At 70.3% G+C, this 20651-nt stretch carries 16 protein-coding genes, 4 tRNA genes and 2 pseudogenes; 12 read left to right on the forward strand and 10 right to left on the reverse strand.

Annotated elements, in window-relative coordinates; all coding sequences use genetic code 11:
- Positions 1 to 26 precede the first annotated feature (26 nt).
- Positions 27 to 245: pseudogene (locus tag BT364_RS31125) on the reverse strand (MFS transporter); the annotation flags it as partial.
- Positions 246 to 389: 144 nt separating this feature from the next.
- Here BT364_RS31125 and BT364_RS31130 point away from each other — a divergent pair.
- Both BT364_RS31130 and BT364_RS31135 read left to right on the forward strand, forming a co-directional pair.
- Positions 390 to 1028: a TetR/AcrR family transcriptional regulator gene (locus BT364_RS31130; RefSeq protein ID WP_072488576.1), complete on the forward strand. Its 639-nt coding sequence runs from the start codon at positions 390 to 392 to the stop codon at positions 1026 to 1028.
- 39 nt (positions 1029 to 1067) lie between these two features.
- Positions 1068 to 1868 (forward strand): maleylpyruvate isomerase family mycothiol-dependent enzyme, encoded by an 801-nt coding sequence (locus BT364_RS31135; protein ID WP_072488577.1) that lies wholly within the window; start codon positions 1068 to 1070, stop codon positions 1866 to 1868.
- A 22-nt stretch (positions 1869 to 1890) separates the two neighbouring features.
- Here the strand turns inward: BT364_RS31135 and BT364_RS31140 are convergent.
- Positions 1891 to 2190, reverse strand: a pseudogene (locus tag BT364_RS31140) (twin-arginine translocation pathway signal protein); the annotation flags it as partial.
- Between the two features lie 670 nt (positions 2191 to 2860).
- Here BT364_RS31140 and purF point away from each other — a divergent pair.
- Positions 2861 to 4387 carry an amidophosphoribosyltransferase gene (gene purF / locus BT364_RS31145; protein ID WP_072488608.1) on the forward strand — a complete coding sequence of 509 codons (1527 nt, stop codon included), beginning with the start codon at positions 2861 to 2863 and terminating at the stop codon, positions 4385 to 4387.
- Between the two features lie 60 nt (positions 4388 to 4447).
- Positions 4448 to 5521, forward strand: coding sequence for a phosphoribosylformylglycinamidine cyclo-ligase (gene purM, locus BT364_RS31150; protein WP_072488578.1), 1074 nt, complete (start codon positions 4448 to 4450; stop codon positions 5519 to 5521).
- Between the two features lie 187 nt (positions 5522 to 5708).
- Here purM and BT364_RS31155 read toward each other — a convergent pair whose 3' ends face one another.
- Together BT364_RS31155 and BT364_RS31160 are read right to left on the reverse strand one after the other, a co-directional pair.
- Entirely contained in the window at positions 5709 to 5966 is a 258-nt protein-coding gene (locus BT364_RS31155) for a DUF3073 domain-containing protein (RefSeq protein WP_072488579.1), read from the reverse strand.
- 311 nt (positions 5967 to 6277) lie between these two features.
- Positions 6278 to 7360, reverse strand: coding sequence for a Leu/Phe/Val dehydrogenase (locus BT364_RS31160; RefSeq protein WP_072488580.1), 1083 nt, complete (start codon positions 7358 to 7360; stop codon positions 6278 to 6280).
- 175 nt (positions 7361 to 7535) lie between these two features.
- On the opposite strand from BT364_RS31160, the gene BT364_RS31165 reads away from it, so the two are divergent.
- Together BT364_RS31165 and bldC are read left to right on the forward strand one after the other, a co-directional pair.
- Positions 7536 to 8381 (forward strand): DUF8083 family protein, encoded by an 846-nt coding sequence (locus BT364_RS31165; RefSeq protein ID WP_072488581.1) that lies wholly within the window; start codon positions 7536 to 7538, stop codon positions 8379 to 8381.
- 523 nt (positions 8382 to 8904) lie between these two features.
- Positions 8905 to 9111, forward strand: a complete 207-nt coding sequence (bldC, locus tag BT364_RS31170) for a developmental transcriptional regulator BldC (protein ID WP_003949541.1) — start codon at positions 8905 to 8907, stop codon at positions 9109 to 9111.
- A gap of 518 nt (positions 9112 to 9629) precedes the next feature.
- Here bldC and BT364_RS31175 read toward each other — a convergent pair.
- The 3 genes from BT364_RS31175 to hrpA form a co-directional block, all read right to left on the reverse strand.
- Positions 9630 to 9848, reverse strand: coding sequence for a DUF6274 family protein (locus BT364_RS31175; RefSeq protein WP_371268669.1), 219 nt, complete (start codon positions 9846 to 9848; stop codon positions 9630 to 9632).
- 153 nt (positions 9849 to 10001) lie between these two features.
- Positions 10002 to 10076: transfer RNA gene (locus BT364_RS31180), tRNA-Asp, on the reverse strand.
- A gap of 127 nt (positions 10077 to 10203) precedes the next feature.
- Positions 10204 to 14163 carry an ATP-dependent RNA helicase HrpA gene (hrpA, locus tag BT364_RS31185; RefSeq protein ID WP_072488583.1) on the reverse strand — a complete coding sequence of 1320 codons (3960 nt, stop codon included), beginning with the start codon at positions 14161 to 14163 and terminating at the stop codon, positions 10204 to 10206.
- Positions 14164 to 14318: 155 nt separating this feature from the next.
- Here hrpA and BT364_RS31190 point away from each other — a divergent pair, with 155 nt between their 5' ends.
- From BT364_RS31190 to BT364_RS31200, 3 genes are read left to right on the forward strand one after another with little or no spacing between them, the layout of a single operon-like run.
- Complete coding sequence (locus tag BT364_RS31190; RefSeq protein ID WP_072488584.1) at positions 14319 to 14714, forward strand: hypothetical protein; 396 nt, start codon at positions 14319 to 14321, stop codon at positions 14712 to 14714.
- A 58-nt stretch (positions 14715 to 14772) separates the two neighbouring features.
- On the forward strand, positions 14773 to 15585 hold the full coding sequence (locus BT364_RS31195; protein ID WP_072488585.1) for a DsbA family protein: 813 nt from the start codon (positions 14773 to 14775) through the stop codon (positions 15583 to 15585).
- Positions 15582 to 16433, forward strand: a complete 852-nt coding sequence (locus tag BT364_RS31200) for a cytochrome c biogenesis CcdA family protein (protein WP_072488586.1) — start codon at positions 15582 to 15584, stop codon at positions 16431 to 16433. The genes BT364_RS31195 and BT364_RS31200 overlap by 4 nt, the downstream gene beginning before the upstream one ends.
- A gap of 38 nt (positions 16434 to 16471) precedes the next feature.
- Here the strand turns inward: BT364_RS31200 and BT364_RS31205 are convergent.
- From BT364_RS31205 to BT364_RS31215, 3 genes are all read right to left on the reverse strand, one after another.
- Positions 16472 to 16548, reverse strand: a tRNA-Phe gene (locus BT364_RS31205).
- 22 nt (positions 16549 to 16570) lie between these two features.
- Positions 16571 to 16645: transfer RNA gene (locus BT364_RS31210), tRNA-Asp, on the reverse strand.
- A gap of 36 nt (positions 16646 to 16681) precedes the next feature.
- Positions 16682 to 16754: transfer RNA gene (locus BT364_RS31215), tRNA-Glu, on the reverse strand.
- A gap of 248 nt (positions 16755 to 17002) precedes the next feature.
- On the opposite strand from BT364_RS31215, the gene BT364_RS31220 reads away from it, so the two are divergent.
- The 3 genes from BT364_RS31220 to BT364_RS31230 all read left to right on the forward strand — a co-directional run bounded on the left by BT364_RS31220 (position 17003) and on the right by BT364_RS31230 (position 20492).
- Positions 17003 to 17353, forward strand: coding sequence for a metallopeptidase family protein (locus BT364_RS31220; protein ID WP_206433537.1), 351 nt, complete (start codon positions 17003 to 17005; stop codon positions 17351 to 17353).
- 179 nt (positions 17354 to 17532) lie between these two features.
- Positions 17533 to 18114, forward strand: coding sequence for a hypothetical protein (locus BT364_RS31225; protein WP_072488587.1), 582 nt, complete (start codon positions 17533 to 17535; stop codon positions 18112 to 18114).
- A 239-nt stretch (positions 18115 to 18353) separates the two neighbouring features.
- On the forward strand, positions 18354 to 20492 hold the full coding sequence (locus BT364_RS31230; protein ID WP_072488588.1) for a DEAD/DEAH box helicase: 2139 nt from the start codon (positions 18354 to 18356) through the stop codon (positions 20490 to 20492).
- Positions 20493 to 20651: the final 159 nt, after the last annotated feature.

The following is a 20651-nucleotide window of genomic DNA, read 5'->3' on the forward strand; positions in this document are numbered from 1 at the left end:
GGGACCAGACAGAGCCGGCCCATGGTGCCGAGTACGTCGCAGAGCTTCCCGTACAGCGGCAGCGCCGCGGTCGCGGCGAGCTGATAGGCGGCGATCAGCCAGGGGATCTTGTCGACGCCGTGCACCGGGTCGAGATCGCTGGCGATCGGCACGGTCGCCGCCGAGACGATGTTGGTGTCGAGCACGGCCAGCAGGATCGTGGCGATGCAGAGCACGAACCCGATGACGCGCTGACGGTCGGTCATGACTGTGGGTCTGGCTGCTGACATGACGGGGCTCCCCTCCCGGGCGGCGTGATGCCGCCGCGGCCGGGCGCCACCACGACCCAAGAAAATGTACTGAGTCAGGAATTAATCCGGGATTAACATTCATCCTGGTACAGTGACGCCATGACCGAGGGGATGAGCCTGCGCGAGCGCAAGAAGCTCCAGACACGGCACCGCCTGCTGGCCGCGGCCACCGCACTCTTCGCCGAGCGCGGCTTCGACAAGGTCTCGGTCGCCGAGATCGCGGAGGCGGCCGAGGTGTCGAAGATGACTGTCTTCAACTACTTCGCCGGCAAGGAGGACTTGGTCCTCGCTCCCATGGAGGAGCACATCGGCGATGTCGCACGCGCGGTGCGGGACCGGGCCTCCGGCGAGTCCGTCCTGGCCGCCGTGCGCGGACAGTTCCTGGCCTGCGTCGAGCGCCGCGATCCCTCGGTCGGCATGAGTGACGCGCCGGTGGTGCTCAGGGTGCGCCGGCTGATCGTGGAGACCCCGGCGCTGCTCACCCGGGCCCACGCGTTCTCCATGCGCTCCTTCGACCTGCTCGCCGAAGCCCTGGTCGAGGAGGGGGAGGAGCCGGCCATCGCCCGGGTCGTGGCCGCCCAGCTGATCGGTACCCGCAACGCGCTCATACAGGCGAACCAGTTGCGGTTGCTGGCCGGGGAGTCGGCGGACGCGGTCGCACCGGACGCCGTCGCGCTCGCCGAGCGGGCTTTCGGCCTGCTCGCCGACGGCCTGGCCGACTTCGCGACCCGCCCCTGAGACGGCCGGGGGCGTCCACCGTGTCCTAGGCTCCCGGACATGCCGCCGTCCCAGAAACGTGCCCGCCGCTACGACCCGGCCAGGACCCGCAGCGCGGTCCTGGCGCAGTTCGCCCATGCCCGGGAAGCCGTCCGCACCCTGACGCCCGGACAGCTCGCGCTGCCGACCCGGCTCGGCGACTGGACCGTGCGCGAACTGGCCGTGCACCTGACCACGGCGCTCTCGGCCGTCACCCGGAATCTGGAGCTGCCGGAACCCGCTGCGGCGAAGCCCGACCTGACACTCGTCGAGTGGCCGTTCAGGACCGCGGACCGGGCCGCGCGCATCGCGGACGACACCAGGGCGCTCGCGGTGGACCGCCCCGACCTGGACGCTCTGTACGAGGAGGTCGCGGGGCGGTTCGAGGAACTGGTGCCCGGGGCCGGCGACGAGCGGCTGCTGCCGACGCGGGCCGGGGTGATGCGGCTGGCCGACTTCCTCGTCACCCGTACCGTCGAACTCGTCGTGCACACCGGCGATCTGAACGAGGCGGCCGGCCTCGACATCCCGTACGACCGGCAGGCCCTCGCCGCCTGCACCCGGCTGCTCGCCGACGCCCTCGCGGAGAAGGCGCCGGGCGGCTCGGTCGAGGTGCGGGTCCCGCCGTTCGCCGTCGTCCAGTGCGTGCCGGGCCCCCGGCACACCCGCGGTACGCCGCCCAATGTCGTCGAGACCGACCCGCTCACCTGGATCCGGCTCGCCACCGGGCGCACGGAGTGGGCGCGGGCGCTCGACGAGGCGAAGGTCGCCGCAAGCGGGGAGCGGGCCGACCTCGCCGCCCTGCTGCCCCTGATGGAGTGAGCTCGCGGGACCCCGGCTCGGCTCAGGACCCCGTCGGGTACGGCAGCAGTCCGGCGTCGGTCCGCTCCCAGGACGCCCTCGGCTCGGCCGGCAGCTCCGGCTCGGCGGCCGACCGGTCGGCCTGTTCGCGCTGGTCGTGGGCGAGCTGGAACAGCTGGTCCTTCCCGCTCCTGCCCCGGTAGGACGTCCAGTCGCCCCGGCGCAGCGCCGGTTCCCCGCGCACCCGCCAGAACAGATCCCGCTCCCGGGGTCGCTCGTCCCGCAGCAGCTATCCGGCGAGGCTGATGCCGTCCAGCGGATACGCGGGGCCGGGCCGGGCGGCTGCGGCTGCGCGCAGGGCTGTGGAAGGGGGAGGAGGGGTTGCGAGTGCGCAGACCGGGGCGCGGCGGGCCGGCGGAAGCGGTATCGGCCGCCGGGCGGGCGGTGAACCGGGGAAGCAGGGGCAGCCGAGGGCACGCCGACGGAATCAGGCGCAGCGACAGATGGCGCTCGCGACACGTCCCGGATCGACGTGCCGGCGCTCCACGAGCGTGACCGAGCGGTCACCGAGAGGCTGGGTCTGCATGGTGCAGGAGCCTGCCACCAGCCATGCGCCTGTCCACGGCGGTCTCGCACTGCGGACCCTCCGCCCGGGCCGACGGCGCCACGCCGAGGGGGTCCGGGGGCCGCATCGCGGCCGTCACGGTGTGAGGCTCGCCACGAAACGCGCGTTCGGTCGGGCTCCGCACCGGACCGCCGAGCGCCTCACCGAGCGCCACCATCCGGCCCGGCGGACCACCCGGCCCGGATGGCCGGAACCCGACGGTAACCGGGCGCTGATCCGGGCGACCGCCGCCCTGTGGCCCGATCCGGACTCCACCGCAGTGCGAGGATGATCACTCCGCGTAACTGCCCGGAGCCGTCCCCGAACCGCCCCTGGGAGCGCTTCCCCGGTGGTCCGGCCCGGTATCCCGAATTCGGACCAGTGGTCGATCTCGCCTACACTCGGTGGTGTGCCTCGTGGTGATGGACGACTCAACCACGACCTGCTCCCCGGAGAGAAAGGCCCCCAGGACGCTTGCGGCGTCTTCGGTGTCTGGGCTCCGGGCGAAGAGGTCGCCAAGCTCACCTATTTCGGACTGTATGCCCTGCAGCACCGTGGACAGGAGTCCGCGGGCATCGCAGTGAGCAACGGGTCCCAGATCCTGGTCTTCAAGGACATGGGACTGGTCTCGCAGGTCTTCGACGAAACGTCTCTGGGATCTCTCCAGGGCCATATCGCGGTCGGTCATGCCCGCTACTCCACCACCGGTGCCTCGGTGTGGGAGAACGCGCAGCCGACGTTCCGTGCGACCGCGCACGGCTCGATCGCCCTGGGTCACAACGGCAATCTGGTCAATACGGCCCAGCTCGCCGAGATGGTCGCCGGCCTTCCCCGCAAGGACGGCCGCGCCACCCAGGTCGCCGCGACGAACGACACCGACCTGGTGACCGCGCTGCTCGCCGGCCAGACCGACGACGACGGCAAGCCGCTCACCATCGAGCAGGCCGCCGCGAAGGTGCTCCCCGATGTCAGGGGCGCCTTCTCCCTCGTCTTCATGGACGAGCACACCCTCTACGCCGCCCGTGACCCGCAGGGCATCCGCCCGCTGGTCCTCGGCCGGCTGGAGCGCGGCTGGGTGGTGGCCTCCGAGTCCGCCGCCCTCGACATCTGCGGTGCCAGTTTCGTCCGCGAGATCGAGCCGGGCGAGCTCGTCGCCATCGACGAGAACGGCCTGCGCACCTCGCGGTTCGCGGAAGCGAAGCCCAAGGGCTGTGTCTTCGAGTACGTCTACCTGGCCCGCCCCGACACCGACATCGCCGGGCGCAACGTCTACCTCTCCCGGGTGGAGATGGGCCGCAAGCTGGCCGCCGAGGCCCCGGTCGAGGCCGATCTGGTCATAGCGACCCCGGAGTCCGGCACCCCCGCCGCCATTGGTTACGCGGAGGCCAGCGGCATTCCGTTCGGCGCCGGCCTGGTGAAGAACGCGTACGTCGGCCGGACCTTCATCCAGCCGTCCCAGACCATCCGGCAGCTGGGCATCCGCCTCAAGCTGAACCCGCTCAAGGAAGTCATCAAGGGCAAGCGCCTGGTGGTCGTCGACGACTCGATCGTCCGCGGCAACACCCAGCGCGCACTGGTCCGGATGCTCCGCGAGGCCGGCGCCGCCGAGATCCACATCCGGATCTCGTCCCCGCCGGTGAAGTGGCCCTGCTTCTTCGGCATCGACTTCGCGACCCGCGCCGAGCTGATCGCCAACGGCATGACCGTCGACGAGATCTCCACGTCGATGGGCGCGGACTCGCTCGCGTACATCTCGCTCGACGCCATGGTCGAGGCGACGACGATCGCCAAGCCGAACCTCTGCCGCGCCTGCTTCGACGGTGAGTACCCCATGGAGCTCCCGGACCCGGAGCTGCTCGGCAAGCAGCTGCTGGAGACCGAGCTGGCGGCAGGCCCGGCGGCGACCGCCGCGTCCGACGCACTGCGTCGTCCGTGACGGCCCAGCCGCACACCTCCGGCCACCAGCCCCGTATTTCCACACGAAAGATCCCAGGCAATGTCTGAGACAACAGGTGCTTCCTACGCGGCAGCGGGCGTCGACATCGAAGCCGGCGACCGTGCCGTCGAGCTGATGAAGGAGTGGGTGAAGAAGACGCAGCGCCCCGAGGTCGCGGGCCTCGGTGGCCTCGGCGGTTTCGCCGGCCTCTTCGACGCCTCGGCCCTCAAGCGCTACGAGCGTCCGCTGCTCGCCTCCGCCACCGACGGCGTCGGCACTAAGGTCGACCTCGCCCGCAAGATGGGCGTGTACGACACCATCGGCCACGACCTCGTCGGCATGGTCGTCGACGACCTGGTCGTCTGCGGCGCCGAGCCGCTCTTCATGACCGACTACATCTGCGTCGGCAAGGTGCACCCCGAGCGCGTCGCGGCCATCGTGAAGGGCATCGCCGAGGGCTGCGTCCTCGCGGGCTGCGCCCTGGTCGGCGGCGAGACCGCCGAGCACCCCGGCCTCCTCGGCCCGGACGACTTCGATGTCGCCGGCGCCGGTACGGGTGTGGTCGAGGCCGACCTGCTGCTGGGCCCGGACCGTATCCGTAAGGGTGACGTGGTGATCGCCATGGCGTCGTCCGGTCTTCACTCCAACGGGTACTCGCTCGTCCGGCACGTGGTCTTCGACCGGGCCGGCTGGTCGCTGGACCGGCAGGTCGAGGAGTTCGGCCGCACGCTCGGCGAGGAACTCCTGGAGCCCACCAAGATCTACTCGCTGGACTGCCTGGCGCTCACCCGCACGACCGAGGTGCACGGCTTCAGCCACATCACCGGCGGCGGCCTTGCCAACAACCTGGCCCGGGTCATCCCGGACGGACTGCACGCCAGGGTCGACCGCTCCACCTGGACGCCCGGCGCGGTCTTCGACCTGGTCGGCCGCACGGGACAGGTCGAGCAGCTGGAGCTGGAGAAGACGCTGAACATGGGCGTCGGCATGATCGCGATCGTCCCGGCCGAGTCCGTGGACGTGGCACTGACGACACTGGCCGACCGCGGGGTCGAGTCCTGGGTCGCGGGCGAGATCACCGAGCGTGGGGCACACACCTCGGGTGCGGAGCTCGTCGGCGGGTACGCGCGATAGACACGGGCGGGCACACCGGGGCGAACCCGGTGTCCGCTACATCCTCGGCCGCCGGGATCCCAGCAGATCCGGCGGTCGGGGAAGGCTTCGGGGAAACCGGCTCCCGCACAGGCGGCCGGACCGGGCCGGGGCAGCACAGAACCCGGTCCGGGACAGGCCCGGACCGGGTTGATGTGTCAGCGCGAGGTCAAGCGCCGCGGCGCTGTGACGACGGACCGGACTTGTCGTCCTCGTCCTCGTCCTCGTCGTCGTTGTACAGATCCGCGTACTGTGCGTACGGGTCATCTTCCTCGTCGTCGTCCTCGAACGGCTCTGCGTTCGGTGGCTGACTCGAAGGCGATGCGCCCAGCTCATTGGCCAGACGCGACAGGTCAGTCCCGCCGCTGCTGTACTTCAGCTGGCGGGCGACCTTTGTCTGCTTGGCCTTTGCCCGGCCGCGCCCCATGGCTCGACCCCCTCGGTGACGGGGCTCGACGGCCCCAGAGTCTTGACACGCGTTCATGTTTCAGGACGGACTCTCGGTTGAGAGACCGTGCCCGTAGGGCTTTAACGGTACCTGCTTCCGCGGCCATACGGTACGCCGCCCGCATCACGCGCCCCGGAAGGAGACCGGCGAGAAGCCCCGTCCTCGCTGGTCAACTGCGATTTTAACCTCTTCTTGGCATGCGACCCGCCGACCGGCGTGAGTCTTGTCTCGCCGGTCGGCGGGTCGACGGTCCACGGTGGTGAGGACGCGGGGTGACGCGTCCGCCACCGTCAGCGGCGGCGGGCTTCGGCCATCCGCTGTTCGGCGATCCGGTCGGCCGCGGCGGCCGGCGGAATGCCGTCGTCCTTCGCACGTGCGAATATGGCCAGCGTGGTGTCGAAGATCTTCGACGCCTTGGCCTTGCACCGGTCGAAGTCGAAGCCGTGCAGCTCGTCGGCGACCTGGATGACACCGCCCGCGTTCACCACGTAGTCGGGCGCGTACAGGATCGCCCGGTCCGCGAGGTCCTTCTCCACGCCGGGATGCGCGAGCTGGTTGTTGGCCGCACCGCACACCACCTTGGCCGTGAGCACCGCGACGCTCTCGTCGTGCAGTGCGCCGCCGAGCGCGCACGGGGCGTAGATGTCGAGGCCCTCGGTACGGATCAGTGCGTCGGTGTCCGCGGCGACGGCGATCCGGGGGTGCTTCCCGGTGATCCGGCGTACGGACTCCTCCCGCACATCCGTGATCACGACCTCCGCGCCGTCCGAGAGCAGATGCTCGACCAGGTGGTGACCGACCTTGCCGACCCCGGCGACCCCCACTTTTCGGCCACGCAGCGTCGGGTCGCCCCAGACGTGCTGCGCCGAGGCCCGCATGCCCTGGAAGACACCGAACGCGGTGAGGACCGAGGAGTCGCCGGCGCCGCCGTTCTCGGGGGAGCGGCCCGTGGCCCAGCGGCACTCGCGGGCGACGACATCCATGTCGGCGACATAGGTGCCGACGTCGCAGGCGGTCACGTAACGCCCGCCGAGCGAGGCCACGAACCGGCCGTAGGCCAGCAGCAGTTCCTCCGACTTGATCTGCTCGGGGTCGCCGATGATGACGGCCTTGCCGCCGCCGTGGTCGAGGCCGGCCATGGCGTTCTTGTACGACATGCCGCGCGAGAGATTCAGGGCATCCGCGACGGCCTCCTCCTCGGAGGCGTACGGATAGAAGCGGGTGCCGCCGAGGGCCGGGCCCAGGGCGGTGGAGTGGATGGCGATGACGGCCTTGAGGCCGCTGGCACGGTCCTGGCAGAGCACGACTTGCTCGTGGCCACCCTGTTCCGAGTGGAACAGGGTGTGCAGGACGCCGTCGGTCACATCGGTCACTGTGGTGACTCCCAAGTACGAAGCGGCGAGGACCCTCCTGAAGGTGGGGAGGGCCGCGGACCGGCCGTCACGGCCGGTCCGACTGGGCACGAGGGTAAGTCCTACGCGGACGTAGATCTGTTCCAGTGCTCAGGATCACCCCCCGGCGGAGTACGGGCGTGACACGATCTGCTGCATGTCGGTGGTGTCTTCGGTGCTCGTCCCTTATGCGTCCTATCTCCGGGTGTACGAGCCGCTGGCCGCCTTCCCGGAGCCCGAGCGCGCCCACTGGGCGCGGTACGCCGGGCGGGCCCGGATGCCCACGGCACAGGACGAACTGCGCCGTTCGCTGGCCGATTTGGTGGCCACCCCGCCGGCCGCCGTGCCGGTGCACGAGAGCGGGGACGCGTTCGTCGCCGAGGTCGACGGGGTGGTGTGCGTCTGCCCGTGGCGGACCAGGCTGCGCGGCTGGCTGGCGCTGGAGGAGCTGACGGAGATGTTCCCCGCGCCGGTGCTCGACGCGGTGCTGCCGCCGGTGGTGCGCGGGCAGGCGGTGGTGGACCACGAGCGGTGGGCGGAGCGGAACCCGGACGCCCGGCCGTGGATCCGTACCTCGGTGTGGCAGGTGCCGGTGCGGTGGTTCGTGCTCTTCTCCGACGAGGAACGGGAGTACGTGGAGGCGGGTGAGGACGGTGCGGGGCCCGTGCTGCGGTACCGGACGCCGATGGTGCAGGCCCGCCGCCGGCTGGCCCGGGGGCTGAAGACGCTGCGGGATTCGGTGGACGAGGGCGGGCTGACCGAGGGGCTGGTGGACGTGGGGCGCTGGCTGGAGGAGTTCCATCCGCGTGCGCTGGTCGAGCTGGACTACGGCGGTCTGGTGCACGCGCTGCCGGCGGAGCAGCTCGCCGGGGACCGGTCGGCCGCCGATGTGGCCGAGGGGCTCGCGGCGCTCCGGACCGGCGACACCGAGGGGGCGGGCGAGGCGTACAGCCGGCTGGCGGAGCGCTGGCGTTCCGTAAGGGATCGTCAGTTCGCGAACTGACGGGGCGATATCGGCGTCTGTCCCTGTGTCCTGTGTGACGCGTGGGAACGAAGAGGCGGAAGCGTACTCCTGTGGCCTTGGGACCTACGTCCCGAACCGGGCCTTTGCCTCAAGCGTGATGGATAGCACTAACTGGGCCCTTGCGCCCTTCCCTACTCCTCATGCCAAAATAGGACAAGGAGCCCGGGGAGGGTTCCGTCCGCCCAACTAAGGGCGGAATGCTCGACATTGCACTCTATGGGGGGTCTGATGGCTCCTGATCGCTCTGTGACTGATCGTCACGGCGGAGTGACTGTCCGCTATGGCATGGTCCATCGGCTTCCGTCGCTGATGAGCACCTGGGAGGGCAATTCCATCGGTTTGGCCGACGCGGCTGGACGGATGGTGTAGTTGTAGTGCCGAGGACAAGCCGTTCGTCCTATAACCGACTCGGCCCGCGTCCGTCATTTCGGGCAACGCGGGTCAAGGTGCAGAATTTAGAGGAAAGAACCGAGATTGTTCGGTTCTCCCGAGGAGGCCGCTCATGACCGCTCGCACCCCTGATGCCGAGCCGCTGCTGACCCCGGCTGAGGTTGCCACGATGTTCCGCGTGGACCCGAAGACGGTTACCCGCTGGGCCAAGGCGGGCAAGCTCACGTCCATCCGCACGCTCGGTGGACATCGCCGGTACCGCGAGGCAGAGGTCCGCGCACTGCTTGCGGGTATTCCGCAGCAGCGCAGCGAGGCCTGACACACCCCTGTCACGCCGCAACAACCGGGCTTCCGGGTCCCCCAACCCGTACAGGCCCGCCCATGGCTCCAAATGACGGGCGCCCGCCCCAACGGGCGCCATACCTGTGCAATACGGGTGCGTCATTCGATCGCGCTGGACTCCGCCGGGTCCAGCGCGATCTTTTTTGTGCCCACGTGCCGGTATCCACGCGGCCCCGGAGGCCGGGCGCGGCTGCCGGGGGTGCCGGGGGTGTCGGAACCGCGCGTCCGGTCGGGTACGGCCGGGGCGACGTGCGGGCCTGAGCGGGTCTGTTCGGGAGTGTTCCGGACTCCCCGGCAAGGCCGGGCCGGGGTGGTTGGAATGGTCCCCGAGTGCTCCCGTCCGGGCAGTGCAATTGCACATATTAAATTCGCCAGTTGTAGGAAGGGTGTAAAGTCACCCTTTCGCAAAACTCTTTCGGTGACTCCCGTCACATCTCGCGAGTCTTGTCAGATACGAGCCTGCCACCGCCGGGAAGCGGAAAGCCTCGCCATTGGTCACCCTCCCGGGGGACTTTCGTCCTCGGCTCCCAGGGCGCCGTCCTGGCGCCCCGGGAGCGGGGTCGGCGGCCCGGGGGTGGAATCGGTCCGGCGGGCCGTCACGGGCTCCATGGCGAGCCGCAGGAGCCGATGGCGGACCGGGCAGTGGCGGGTGAGGTGGCCGGAGCCGGAAGCGGCTGCCAGGTGGGCGTGCGGGAGCGCGCGGGTCTCGTGCATGGCGGACACCGTCATGCACGCCATCTCCCGGTGGACCGCCGCCCCGCTCCGGGGGAACAGTGGCGGCCTCTGCTGTCTGACTACTCGTCGGCAGTTGCCGGAGTCAAGACGCGCGAAAGCCCGGATCCAGAAGGATCCGGGCTTTCATCATTGCGGTCCTGACGGGATTTGAACCCGCGGCCTCCACCTTGACAGGGTGGCGAGCACTCCAAACTGCTCCACAGGACCAGGTTTTCGCTGCTTGCCTTGCGGCTGGCTGCGAAGACAGACTGTACAGCAGGTCAGAGGCTCAGGTCGAACTCACTGAAGGTGGCGACTCCGTCACGGTCGGATCGGCCTGTCCGGGCGGGCCCTCTCACGGCGCCGCCGCGTCGATCGCCTTCACGATCCGCTTGTCGGAGACCGGATAGGCCGTCCCCAGCGCATGGGCGAAATAGCTGACCCGGAGCTCCTCGATCATCCAGCGGATGTCCAGCACCTCCTGCGGTACGGGCCTGCCCTGCGGCATCTGTTCGAGCAGCCAGGCGTACTCGTCCTGCATCTCGTGGACCTTCTCCATGCGCGTGGTGTCGCGCTGGACGGCCGTCGGCATCTGCTGGAGCCGGCGGTCCACGGCGACCAGATAGCGCATCAGGTCGGGCAGCCTGCGCAGCCCGGTCTTCGTGACGAAGCCCGGCGGCACGAGGGCCGCGAGCTGGTCCCGGGCGTCGGTGACGTTGTTGACCAGGACCAGGCTGTTGGTGGCCTTCAGGCGCCGCTCGCACGCCTGCCAGGCGGCCAGCACCTGCTGGACCTGCTTGACCGTGTGCTCGGTCAGGGCGACCAGGTCGGCGCGCACCTTGTCGTACAGCTTCCGGAACGACTCCTCGTCCCAGGCCGGCCCGCCGTGCGCGCCGATCAGCCGGTCGGCGGCCGCCGTCGCGCAGTCCTCGAACAGCGCCTGGATGGAGCCGTGCGGATTGCGGGACAGCGCCAGCTTCTGCTGGTTCGTCAGCTTGTCGGAGGCGAACTTCGCCGGGTTCACCGGGACATTCAGCATGATCAGCTTCCGGGTGCCCAGCCACATCGCCTGCTGCTGCTCGGCCTCGGTGTCGAAGAGCCGTACGGCGACGGTCCCGCCCTGGTCCACCAGCGCCGGGTACGCCTTGACCGGCTGGCCGGCCCGGCGGGTCTCGAAGACGCGGTTCAGCGTGCCGATCGTCCAGTCGGTGAGGCCCGAACGCTCGATGGACTCGCCCGAGGGCCCGGCGGTGGCCGCCGCGGCCTTGGAGAGCGCCTGACGGGCCTTCGGGCGCAGCTGGAGCTTCAGCGCCTCCAGGTCCTTGTCCTCGGCCACCTTGCGGCGCCGCTCGTCGACGATCCGGAACGTGATCTTCAGGTGGTCCGGGACGCGGCTCAGGTCGAAGTCGTCGGCCGAGACCGGGACGCCGACCATCCGCTGGAGCTCCCGGGCCAGCGTGACCGGCAGTGGCTCCTGCTGTGACATCGGGCTGCCGGAGGCGGACGGCACCGCCCGGTCCAGGAACTTGTCCGCGTAGTTCGGCGCGGGGACGTAGTGCCGACGGATCGGCTTGGGCAGCGAGCGGATCAGCTCGGTGACCACTTCCTCCCGCAGACCGGGGATCTGCCAGTCGAAGCCCTCGGGCGTGACCTGGTTGAGCACCTGGAGCGGGATGTGGACGGTCACACCGTCGGCGTCCGCACCCGGCTCGAACTGGTACGTGACCTTGAACTTCAGCTTCCCCTGGCGCCAGGAGTCCGGGTAGTCGTCCTTGGTGACGGCCCCGGCCTTCTCGTTGATGAGCATCGAGCGCTCGAAGTCCAGCGCGTCCGGCTCGTCCCGGCGCTTGTGCTTCCACCAGGAGTCGAAGTGCGCCCCGGAGACCACGTGCTCGGGGATCCGCTGGTCGTAGAAGTCGAAAAGCGTCTCGTCGTCCACGAGGATGTCGCGGCGCCGGGCGCGGTGCTCCAGTTCCTCGACCTCGCCGAGCAGTTTGCGGTTGTCGTGGAAGAACTGGTGGTGGGTCCGCCAGTCGCCCTCGACCAGGGCGTTCCGGATGAACAGATCGCGGGAGGTCTCGGCGTCGATCCGGCCGAAATTGATCTTGCGCTGGGCGACGATCGGCACCCCGTAGAGCGTGACCCGCTCGTACGCCATCACCGCCGCCAGGTCCTTCTCCCAGTGCGGCTCGCTGTAGGTGCGCTTGAGCAGGTGCTGGGCCAGCGGCTCGATCCACTCCGGCTCGACCTTGGCGTTGACCCGCGCCCACAGCCGGGACGTCTCGACCAGCTCGGCCGACATCACGAACCGCGGCTGCTTCTTGAAGAGCGCCGATCCCGGGAAGATCGCGAACTTGGCGCTGCGCGCGCCCAGGTACTCGTTCTTCTCGGTGTCCTTCAGACCGATGTGCGACAGCAGCCCGGACAGCAGCGAGGTGTGCACCGACTGCTCCGGCGCGTCCTCCTCGTTGAGCTGGATGCCCATCTGCTTGGCGACCGTGCGCAGCTGCGCGTAGATGTCCTGCCATTCGCGGATGCGCAGGAAGTTCAGATACTCCTGCTTGCACATCCGGCGGAAGCTGGACGAGCCGCGCTCCTTCTGCTGCTCGCGGATGTACCGCCACAGGTTCAGGAACGCCAGGAAGTCGGACGTCTCGTCCTTGAAGCGGGCGTGCTGCTGATCGGCCTGCGTCTGCTTCTCCGCGGGCCGCTCGCGCGGGTCCTGGATGGAGAGCGCCGCCGCGATGACCATGACCTCGCGGACACAGCCGTTGCGGTCGGCCTCGATGACCATGCGGGCCAGGCGCGGGTCCACGGGCAGCTGCGAGAGCTTGCGGCCGAGCTGGGTGAGCCGCTTCCCCTTCTTCCCCTCCTGGGGGGACTTCTCCTCCGCGTCCAGCGCACCGAGCTCCTGGAGGAGCTGGATGCCGTCACGGATGTTGCGGTGGTCCGGCGGATCGATGAAGGGGAACTTCTCGATGTCGCCGAGGCCGGCCGCGGTCATCTGGAGGATGACGGAGGCGAGGTTGGTGCGGAGGATCTCCGGGTCGGTGTACTCCGGACGGGTCAGGAAGTCGTCCTCGGAGTACAGCCGGATGCAGATGCCGTCCGACGTACGGCCGCAGCGGCCCTTGCGCTGGTTGGCGCTGGCCTGCGAGATCCGCTCGATCGGCAGCCGCTGGACCTTGGTGCGGTGGCTGTAGCGGGAGATCCGGGCGTTGCCCGGGTCGATCACGTACTTGATGCCGGGGACGGTCAGCGAGGTCTCGGCGACATTGGTCGCCAGGACGATCCGGCGACCGGTGTGGCGCTGGAAGACCCGGTGCTGCTCGGCGTGCGAGAGCCGGGCGTAGAGCGGGAGCACCTCGGTGTGGCGGAGATTGCGCTTGTTCAGCGCGTCCGCGGTGTCACGGATCTCCCGCTCGCCGGAGAGGAAGACCAGGATGTCGCCCGGACCCTCGGTCTGCAGCTCGTCGACGGCATCGCAGATCGCCGTGATCTGGTCGCGGTCGGAGTCGTCGCCCTCCTCCTCCAGGAGAGGCCGGTACCGCACCTCGACCGGGTACGTACGTCCGCTGACCTCGACGATCGGCGCCTCGCCGAAATGGCGCGCGAACCGCTCGGGGTCGATCGTCGCCGAGGTGATGACGACCTTCAGATCCGGGCGCTTGGGCAGCAGCCTGGCCAGGTAGCCGAGCAGGAAGTCGATGTTCAGCGACCGCTCGTGGGCCTCGTCGATGATGATCGTGTCGTACGCGCGCAGCTCGCGGTCCGTCTGGATCTCGGCGAGCAGGATGCCGTCCGTCATCAGCTTGACGAATGTCGCGTCGGGGTTCACCTGGTCGGTGAAACGGACCTTCCAGCCGACCGCCTCGCCCAGCGGCGTCTTCAGCTCGTCCGCGACGCGCTCGGCGACCGTACGGGCCGCGATCCGCCGCGGCTGGGTGTGCCCGATCATGCCCCGGACACCGCGCCCCAGCTCCATGCAGATCTTCGGGATCTGCGTGGTCTTGCCGGAGCCGGTCTCCCCGGCGACGATCACGACCTGGTGGTCGCGTATCGCCTTGAGGATCTCGTCCTTCTTCTGGCTGACCGGGAGCTGTTCCGGGTACGACACGGCGGGCATCCGCGCGGCACGCAGCGAAAGCCGCTCGGCTGCCTTTCCGGCCTCGGCGGCGATCTCGTCCAGCACGGACTGCAGGGCCTCGGGCTTACGGATGCGGCGCGCCCCTTCGAGACGGCGGCCGAGCCGGTGCGCGTCGCGGAGCGAGATCTGTCCGAGCCGGTTCTGGAGATCAGCGAAGGAAGTAGACATACGGAGCCCAGGATCTCACCCGGGCCCGACGAACGGCGAACACATTTCGTGCGGTCCGGATCACCCCTGGGCACCGCGCGGAGGCGCGGGATCACAGCACGTACCATTTCGGGCAGCTGACCACCCGTTGCCCCTGTCCGGAAAGGCCGGTCGCCGTGTCCCGTACGCAGTGGTGCTGCCTGATGGCGGTGCTCGCGGTCGTACTGGGGCTGTTCTGCGGACCGGGGAAGACCGCCCCCGCCGACGGCACGTCCGCCACCGCGTCCGCCACCGCCGTCGTGGCCGCCGCGACGGACAAGGACGCCCCGGTGGTGGCGACGGACTCCGACCGGCACCCGACGCCGGGCTGCGGCAGGACCAGGAAGCACGACGGCGAACCCGCGCTCCCGGGCCGGGCCCGTGCCGCGTACGACCAGGCGCCCGGCCTCGCCGAGTGGGGCCTGCCCGCCGCCACCGGACAGGTCCCGGTCCACCCACCCGTGCGGCTGAAACTGCGCGCCCCCGCGCCCGCCGCTCCCACCCCCGTCGAGCTTTCCGTGCTGAGGGTGTAGCCGGCCGTCCCCACCCGGCCGCTCTCTTCCCTTCCGCCTCACCAGCACGGAGTCCCGCATGCCCAAGTCCACGTCCACGTCCACGTCCGCACGCAAGCCCTCGCCCAGGAACAGAAAGCCGCTGATCTACGGCGCCGGAGTCGTCCTCGCCGCCGCGCTCCTCGGCTTCGTCTCCTACCGGGCCACCGCCCCCGACCACTCGGGCTCCGGCTCCTCCTCGGTCGCCGACGTCACCGCCGACCCGGACGCGGGCGTCTATCCGGAGCTGGCGAAGCTCGCCCGCCGCGACGCCGGCGACAAGCTCGCACAGGGCCGCGCCGACGCGCCCGTCGTCCTGATCGAGTACGCCGACTTCAAGTGCGGCTACTGCGGAAAGTTCGCCCGCGACACCGAACCCGCCCTGGTCAAGAAGTACGTCGACAACGGCACCCTGCGCATCGAGTGGCGCAACTTCCCGATCTTCGGCGCCGAGTCCGAGGCCGCTGCCCGTGCCGCGTGGGCCGCCGGGCAGCAGGACCGCTTCTGGCAGTTCCACGCCGCCGCGTACGCCGAGGGGGCCAAGGAGAAGGGGTTCGGCAAGGACCGGCTGAAGGCGCTCGCCCAGCAGGCCGGGGTCGCCGACCTCGACCGGTTCGCCCGCGACGCGGACAGCGCCGCCGCCTCCGCAGCTGTGAGCAAGGACCAGGAACAGGGGTACGGAATCGGCGCGACCTCCACCCCGTCGTTCCTGATCAACGGCCGCCCGATCGCCGGGGCCCAGCCCATGGAGACCTTCACCGCGGCCATCGAGGCGGCGGCCGAGAAGGCCCGCAACACCGAGGACGCCAAGAGCGGCAACGGCTCCCAGGGCTCCGGGGACGACGCGAAATGACCGCTGACATCGGCTACTTCGCGGCCTTCCTAGGCGGGCTGCTCGCCCTGGTCAGCCCGTGCAGCGCGCTGCTGCTGCCCGCCTTCTTCGCCTACTCCATCGACTCCACCTCGCGCCTTCTGGCCCGTACCGGCATCTTCTACGCCGGACTGGCCACCACCCTGGTCCCGCTCGGCGCCGCGGGCTCGTACGCCGGACGGCTCTTCTACCGCCACCGCGACGCGCTCGTTCTCGGCGCGGGCTGGCTGATCATTGCGCTCGGCATCGCCCAGATCGTCGGTCTGGGCTTCGCCTCGCGCCGGATCGCCGCCCTCAGCGGCCGGATCCGCCCGACCACCGCCGTATCGGTCTACGCACTGGGCGCCGTCTACGGTCTGGCCGGCTTCTGCGCGGGCCCGATCCTCGGCAGCGTCCTCACCGTGGCGGCGGTCAGCGGCAGCCCGGTCTACGGCGGACTGCTGCTCGCCGTCTACTCCCTGGGCATGGCGGTCCCGCTCTTTCTGCTCGCGCTGCTCTGGGAACGCTTCGACCTGGGCCGCCGGGCCTGGCTGCGCGGCCGCGCCTTCCGGCTCGGCCGCTTCGAGCTGCACACCACGACCCTGCTGTCCGGGTTCTTCTTCATCGGTCTCGGCGCGCTGTTCCTCGCGTACGACGGGACGACGGCGCTGCCCGGACTGCTGGACGTGGACGATTCGTTCGCCGTGGAGCAGTGGGCCCAGCGCATCGGCGAACACGTGCCGGACGCCATGGCGCTGGTGGCCGTGGTCGCGGTGGTGCTGCTGGTGCTGGCGGTACGGGCGTGGCGCGGCCGGGACGGCGCGAACTCGGCGGACCGGGAAGAGGCCTGACACGGCGAAGGCCCCGTCCGGTGGACGGGGCCTTCGGGTGGTGGCTGGGGCCGGGATCGAACCGGCGACCTATCGCTTTTCAGGCGATCGCTCGTACCAACTGAGCTACCCAGCCACGCAGCTCATGAAAGCTGCAGCGGTCCTGACGGGATTTGAACCCGCGGCCTCCACCTTGACAGGGTGGCGAGCACTCCAAACTGCTCCACAGGACCAAGCTTTGTGCGACTAAGTGTCGCACAGGTTGTGCGTGCCCCCAACGGGATTCGAACCCGTGCTACCGCCTTGAAAGGGCGGCGTCCTGGGCCACTAGACGATGAGGGCAGAACTGCTCTTGCTTTTGCTTCTTCGTCTGTCGCCCCGGAGGACGTGAGAAGCATGTGACTCCGCTTCCCCCAAGAGGTTCCGCTTCTCCTGCAACCTCTTGAGGTTGCAGAACGGTCAAGCCCTGACCGGCGCCCTTGGGCACGTCGCAGACTGTACTACGGCGTTTCTGCGTCAGCCAAACCGAATAGGCGCAGTAGGGGGTCCGGGCCGGGGCGCCGCGACCGGTAGTACGGGACAATGGCGGGGTGCTGGAGATGACGCGCGAAGAGTTCGAAGAACTGGTCGCCGAGGCGCTGGACCGGATCCCGCCGGAGCTGACGCGGCTGATGGACAACGTCGCGGTGTTCGTCGAGGACGAGCCCGACCCGGGTGATCCGGAGCTGCTCGGGCTGTACGAGGGCACGCCGCTGACCGATCGCGGCGAGTGGTACGCGGGGGTGCTGCCGGACCGGATCACCATCTACCGCGGGCCGACGCTCCGGATGTGCGAGTCCCGCGAGGACGTCGTGGCGGAGACCGAGATCACGGTCGTCCACGAGATTGCCCACCACTTCGGCATCGACGACGCGAGGCTGCACGCGCTCGGCTACGGATGAGCCCCCCGGGCCACCGCCGGGTCCGCCCGGCGGCGTGCGGACGGAACGTGGAAGGCGTGCGGGTGGTGTGCGGGCCGGGGGCCGGGGCGTGTCCCCGGCGGGGCAACGGGAGTTGGGCACGGCGCCCCCACTTCTTCCGTACCGCTCCGCTCCTTCCCCGTACCCCGGAGGTGCCTCTCGTGCGCCAGCTGTCCGTCCCCGTCCGATGGGCGGCCGTCGTCGCCGCGACGGTCGCCGCGTCCACCGGCTGCATGAGCGTCGGCGACGACGAAGAGAAACCGGCGCCGTCGTCGTCGCCCGAGCACGCAGGGAGCGCCGCCCGGCCGGACGGCGGCACCGTGGCGGGCACCGGCCGGGTCCGTACCGGTGGCGGCCGGGCCGAGGCGCACTCCGAGCGGGAGGCCGTCGAATCGCCGGAGCCCGGCGACTCCGCCGGGCCCTCGCACGCCACCGGTGGCGTGCGCCCGGGTGCGGAGCCGGGTGGGGCGGAGCCGCCCCGGGGCACTGTGCCGCCGGCGCCCTCGGCCTCGCACCCCGGGCCCGGGGTGCCGCAGCAGCCCGAGTCCCCGGTGCCTTCCGCACCGCCGACCCCCGGGCCACCGAGCTCTCCCGAGCCCGAGCCGGAGCCGTCCGAACCGCCGTCGGCGCCGCCGCCGTCCGCCTCGCCCGCGGCGCAGCTCCGAAGCGAGGCGACGGGGGCGTCGGCCCGGTCGGTGCCGCTGCGGACCCCCGAGGCGTCGCCGCAGGTGGGGCCGGTGTAGCGAGGGGCTGGGGAAGGCCGGTTTGCGCGATGTGGGGGGGAGTGCGTATGGTAGTAGATCGTTTGATCCCATTGCCCGGCGCCGAAACAGAAGCGCGCCGTGTGGCGCGTACTCTCCCTTGCCGTGGCTGGACCGCATTGAGGCGGTCGAAATTGCGAATCACGGAGTTACGGGCGCGTGCCGAGACTCCGGAAGGTTTCGCATTTCGCATGTCAATTTCCAGTTCTGACCACACCGTCATGCCCGAGAGCATCGAGAACGACGAGCTCGTCGAGGCCGCCGAGGCCGCCGAGGCCGTCGTCGCCGAGTCCGCCGACTCCATCGAGGCCGACGCCCCCCTGGCCGAGCAGGCCGGCACCGACTCCGCCGACACCGACACGGACGCCGAGCCGACCGTCACCTTCGCCGACCTGGGCCTGCCCGAGGGCATCGTCCGCAAGCTCGCGCAGAACGGTGTGACGGAGCCCTTCCCGATCCAGGCCGCGACCATCCCGGACGCCCTGGCCGGCAAGGACATCCTGGGCCGCGGCCGTACCGGCTCCGGCAAGACCCTCTCCTTCGGTCTGCCGACCCTGGCCACGCTGGCCGGCGGCCACACCGAGAAGAAGAAGCCGCGCGCCGTCATCCTCACCCCGACCCGTGAGCTCGCGATGCAGGTCGCGGACGCGCTCCAGCCGTACGGCGACGTGCTCGGCCTGAAGATGAAGGTCGTCTGCGGCGGTACGTCGATGGGCAACCAGATCTACGCGCTGGAGCGCGGTGTCGACATCCTCGTCGCCACCCCGGGACGGCTGCGCGACATCATCAACCGGGGCGCCTGCTCCCTGGAGAACGTCCAGGTCGCCGTTCTCGACGAGGCCGACCAGATGTCCGACCTGGGCTTCCTGCCCGAGGTCACCGAGCTGCTCGACCAGGTTCCGGTCGGCGGTCAGCGCATGCTCTTCTCCGCCACGATGGAGAACGAGATCGGCACGCTGGTCAAGCGCTACCTGGACAACCCGGTCAGCCACGAGGTCGACAGCGCCCAGGGCAACGTCACGACCATGACGCACCACGTCCTCGTCGTGAAGCCGAAGGACAAGGCGCCGGTCACCTCCGCCATCGCCGCCCGCAAGGGCCGCACCATCATCTTCGTCCGCACCCAGCTGGGCGCCGACCGCATCGCCGAGCAGCTCGTCGAGGCGGGCGTCAAGGCGGACGCGCTGCACGGCGGCATGACGCAGGGTGCCCGTACCCGGGTGCTCGCCGACTTCAAGGACGGTTACGTCAACGCGCTCGTCGCGACCGACGTCGCCGCCCGCGGTATCCACGTCGACGGCATCGACCTGGTGCTGAACGTGGACCCGGCCGGTGACCACAAGGACTACCTGCACCGCTCGGGCCGTACCGCCCGTGCCGGCAAGTCCGGTGTCGTCGTCTCGCTGGCGCTGCCGCACCAGCGCCGTCAGATCTTCCGTCTGATGGAGGACGCGGGCGTCGACGCCTCGCGTCACATCGTCGGCGGCGCGGGCGCGTTCGACCCGGAGGTCGCCGAGATCACCGGTGCCCGTTCGCTGACCGAGGTCCAGGCCGACTCCGCGAACAACGCCGCCAAGCAGGCCGAGCGCGAGGTCGCCGACCTGACCAGGCAGCTGGAGCGCGTCCAGCGCCGCGCCGGTGAGCTGCGCGAGGAGGCCGACCGCCTCGTCGCCCGTGCCGCGCGCGAGCGGGGCGACGACCCCGAGGCCGCCGTCGCCGAGGTCGCCGCCGAGGCGGAGGCCGCGATCGAGGCCGCCGTCTCCGTGCCGGAGCAGCCCGCCGCCCGTGACGACCGTCGCGACGAGCGCGGCAACTTCGACCGCCGGGACAGCCGCGGCGGTGACCGTGGTGGCTACCGCGGCAACGGCACAAAACACCGTCCGTCCGGTGGCTTCCGCCGCGACAACGACCGTCCGTCCTTCAACCGTGACCGCCGGGACGACCGCCGTGGCGACCGTGGTGGTTTCCAGCGTCGTGACGACCGTCCGTCCGGTGGCTTCCGCCGCGACAACGACCGTCCGTCCTTCAACCGTGACCGCCGGGACGACCGTCCCTCGGGCGGCTTCCGCTCCAGCGACCGCCGGGACGACCGCGGTGGCCGTTCCTTCGACCGCCGCGACAACGACCGTCCGTCGTTCAACCGCGACCGTCGTGACGACCGTCCGTCGGGCGGCTTCCGCTCCGGCGGCAGCGACCGGCCGTTCAACCGCGACCGTCGTGACGACCGCCCCTCCGGCGGCTTCCGCTCCGGTGGCGGCGACCGTCCGACCGGCCGCCGCGACGACCACCGGGGCTCCGGCACCAGCACCGGTTCCTTCGGCCGCCGCGACGACAAGCCGCGCTGGAAGCGCAACGGCTGAACGCGGTGAGGACCTGCTGAAGGTCCGCTGAAAGGTCTGCGGAAAGCGGGCCCGCTCTTTACGAGCGGGCCCGCTTTCTTTTCGCTTACCCGGCGCCGCGGAAGCCGGCCGGCACACGCTGGAATCCGGTTCAGCGGCGGGTTTTCCCAGTCGTGACCA

This window comes from Streptomyces atratus (assembly GCF_900119365.1).
In the GTDB taxonomy this organism is placed as follows: domain Bacteria; phylum Actinomycetota; class Actinomycetes; order Streptomycetales; family Streptomycetaceae; genus Streptomyces; species Streptomyces atratus_B.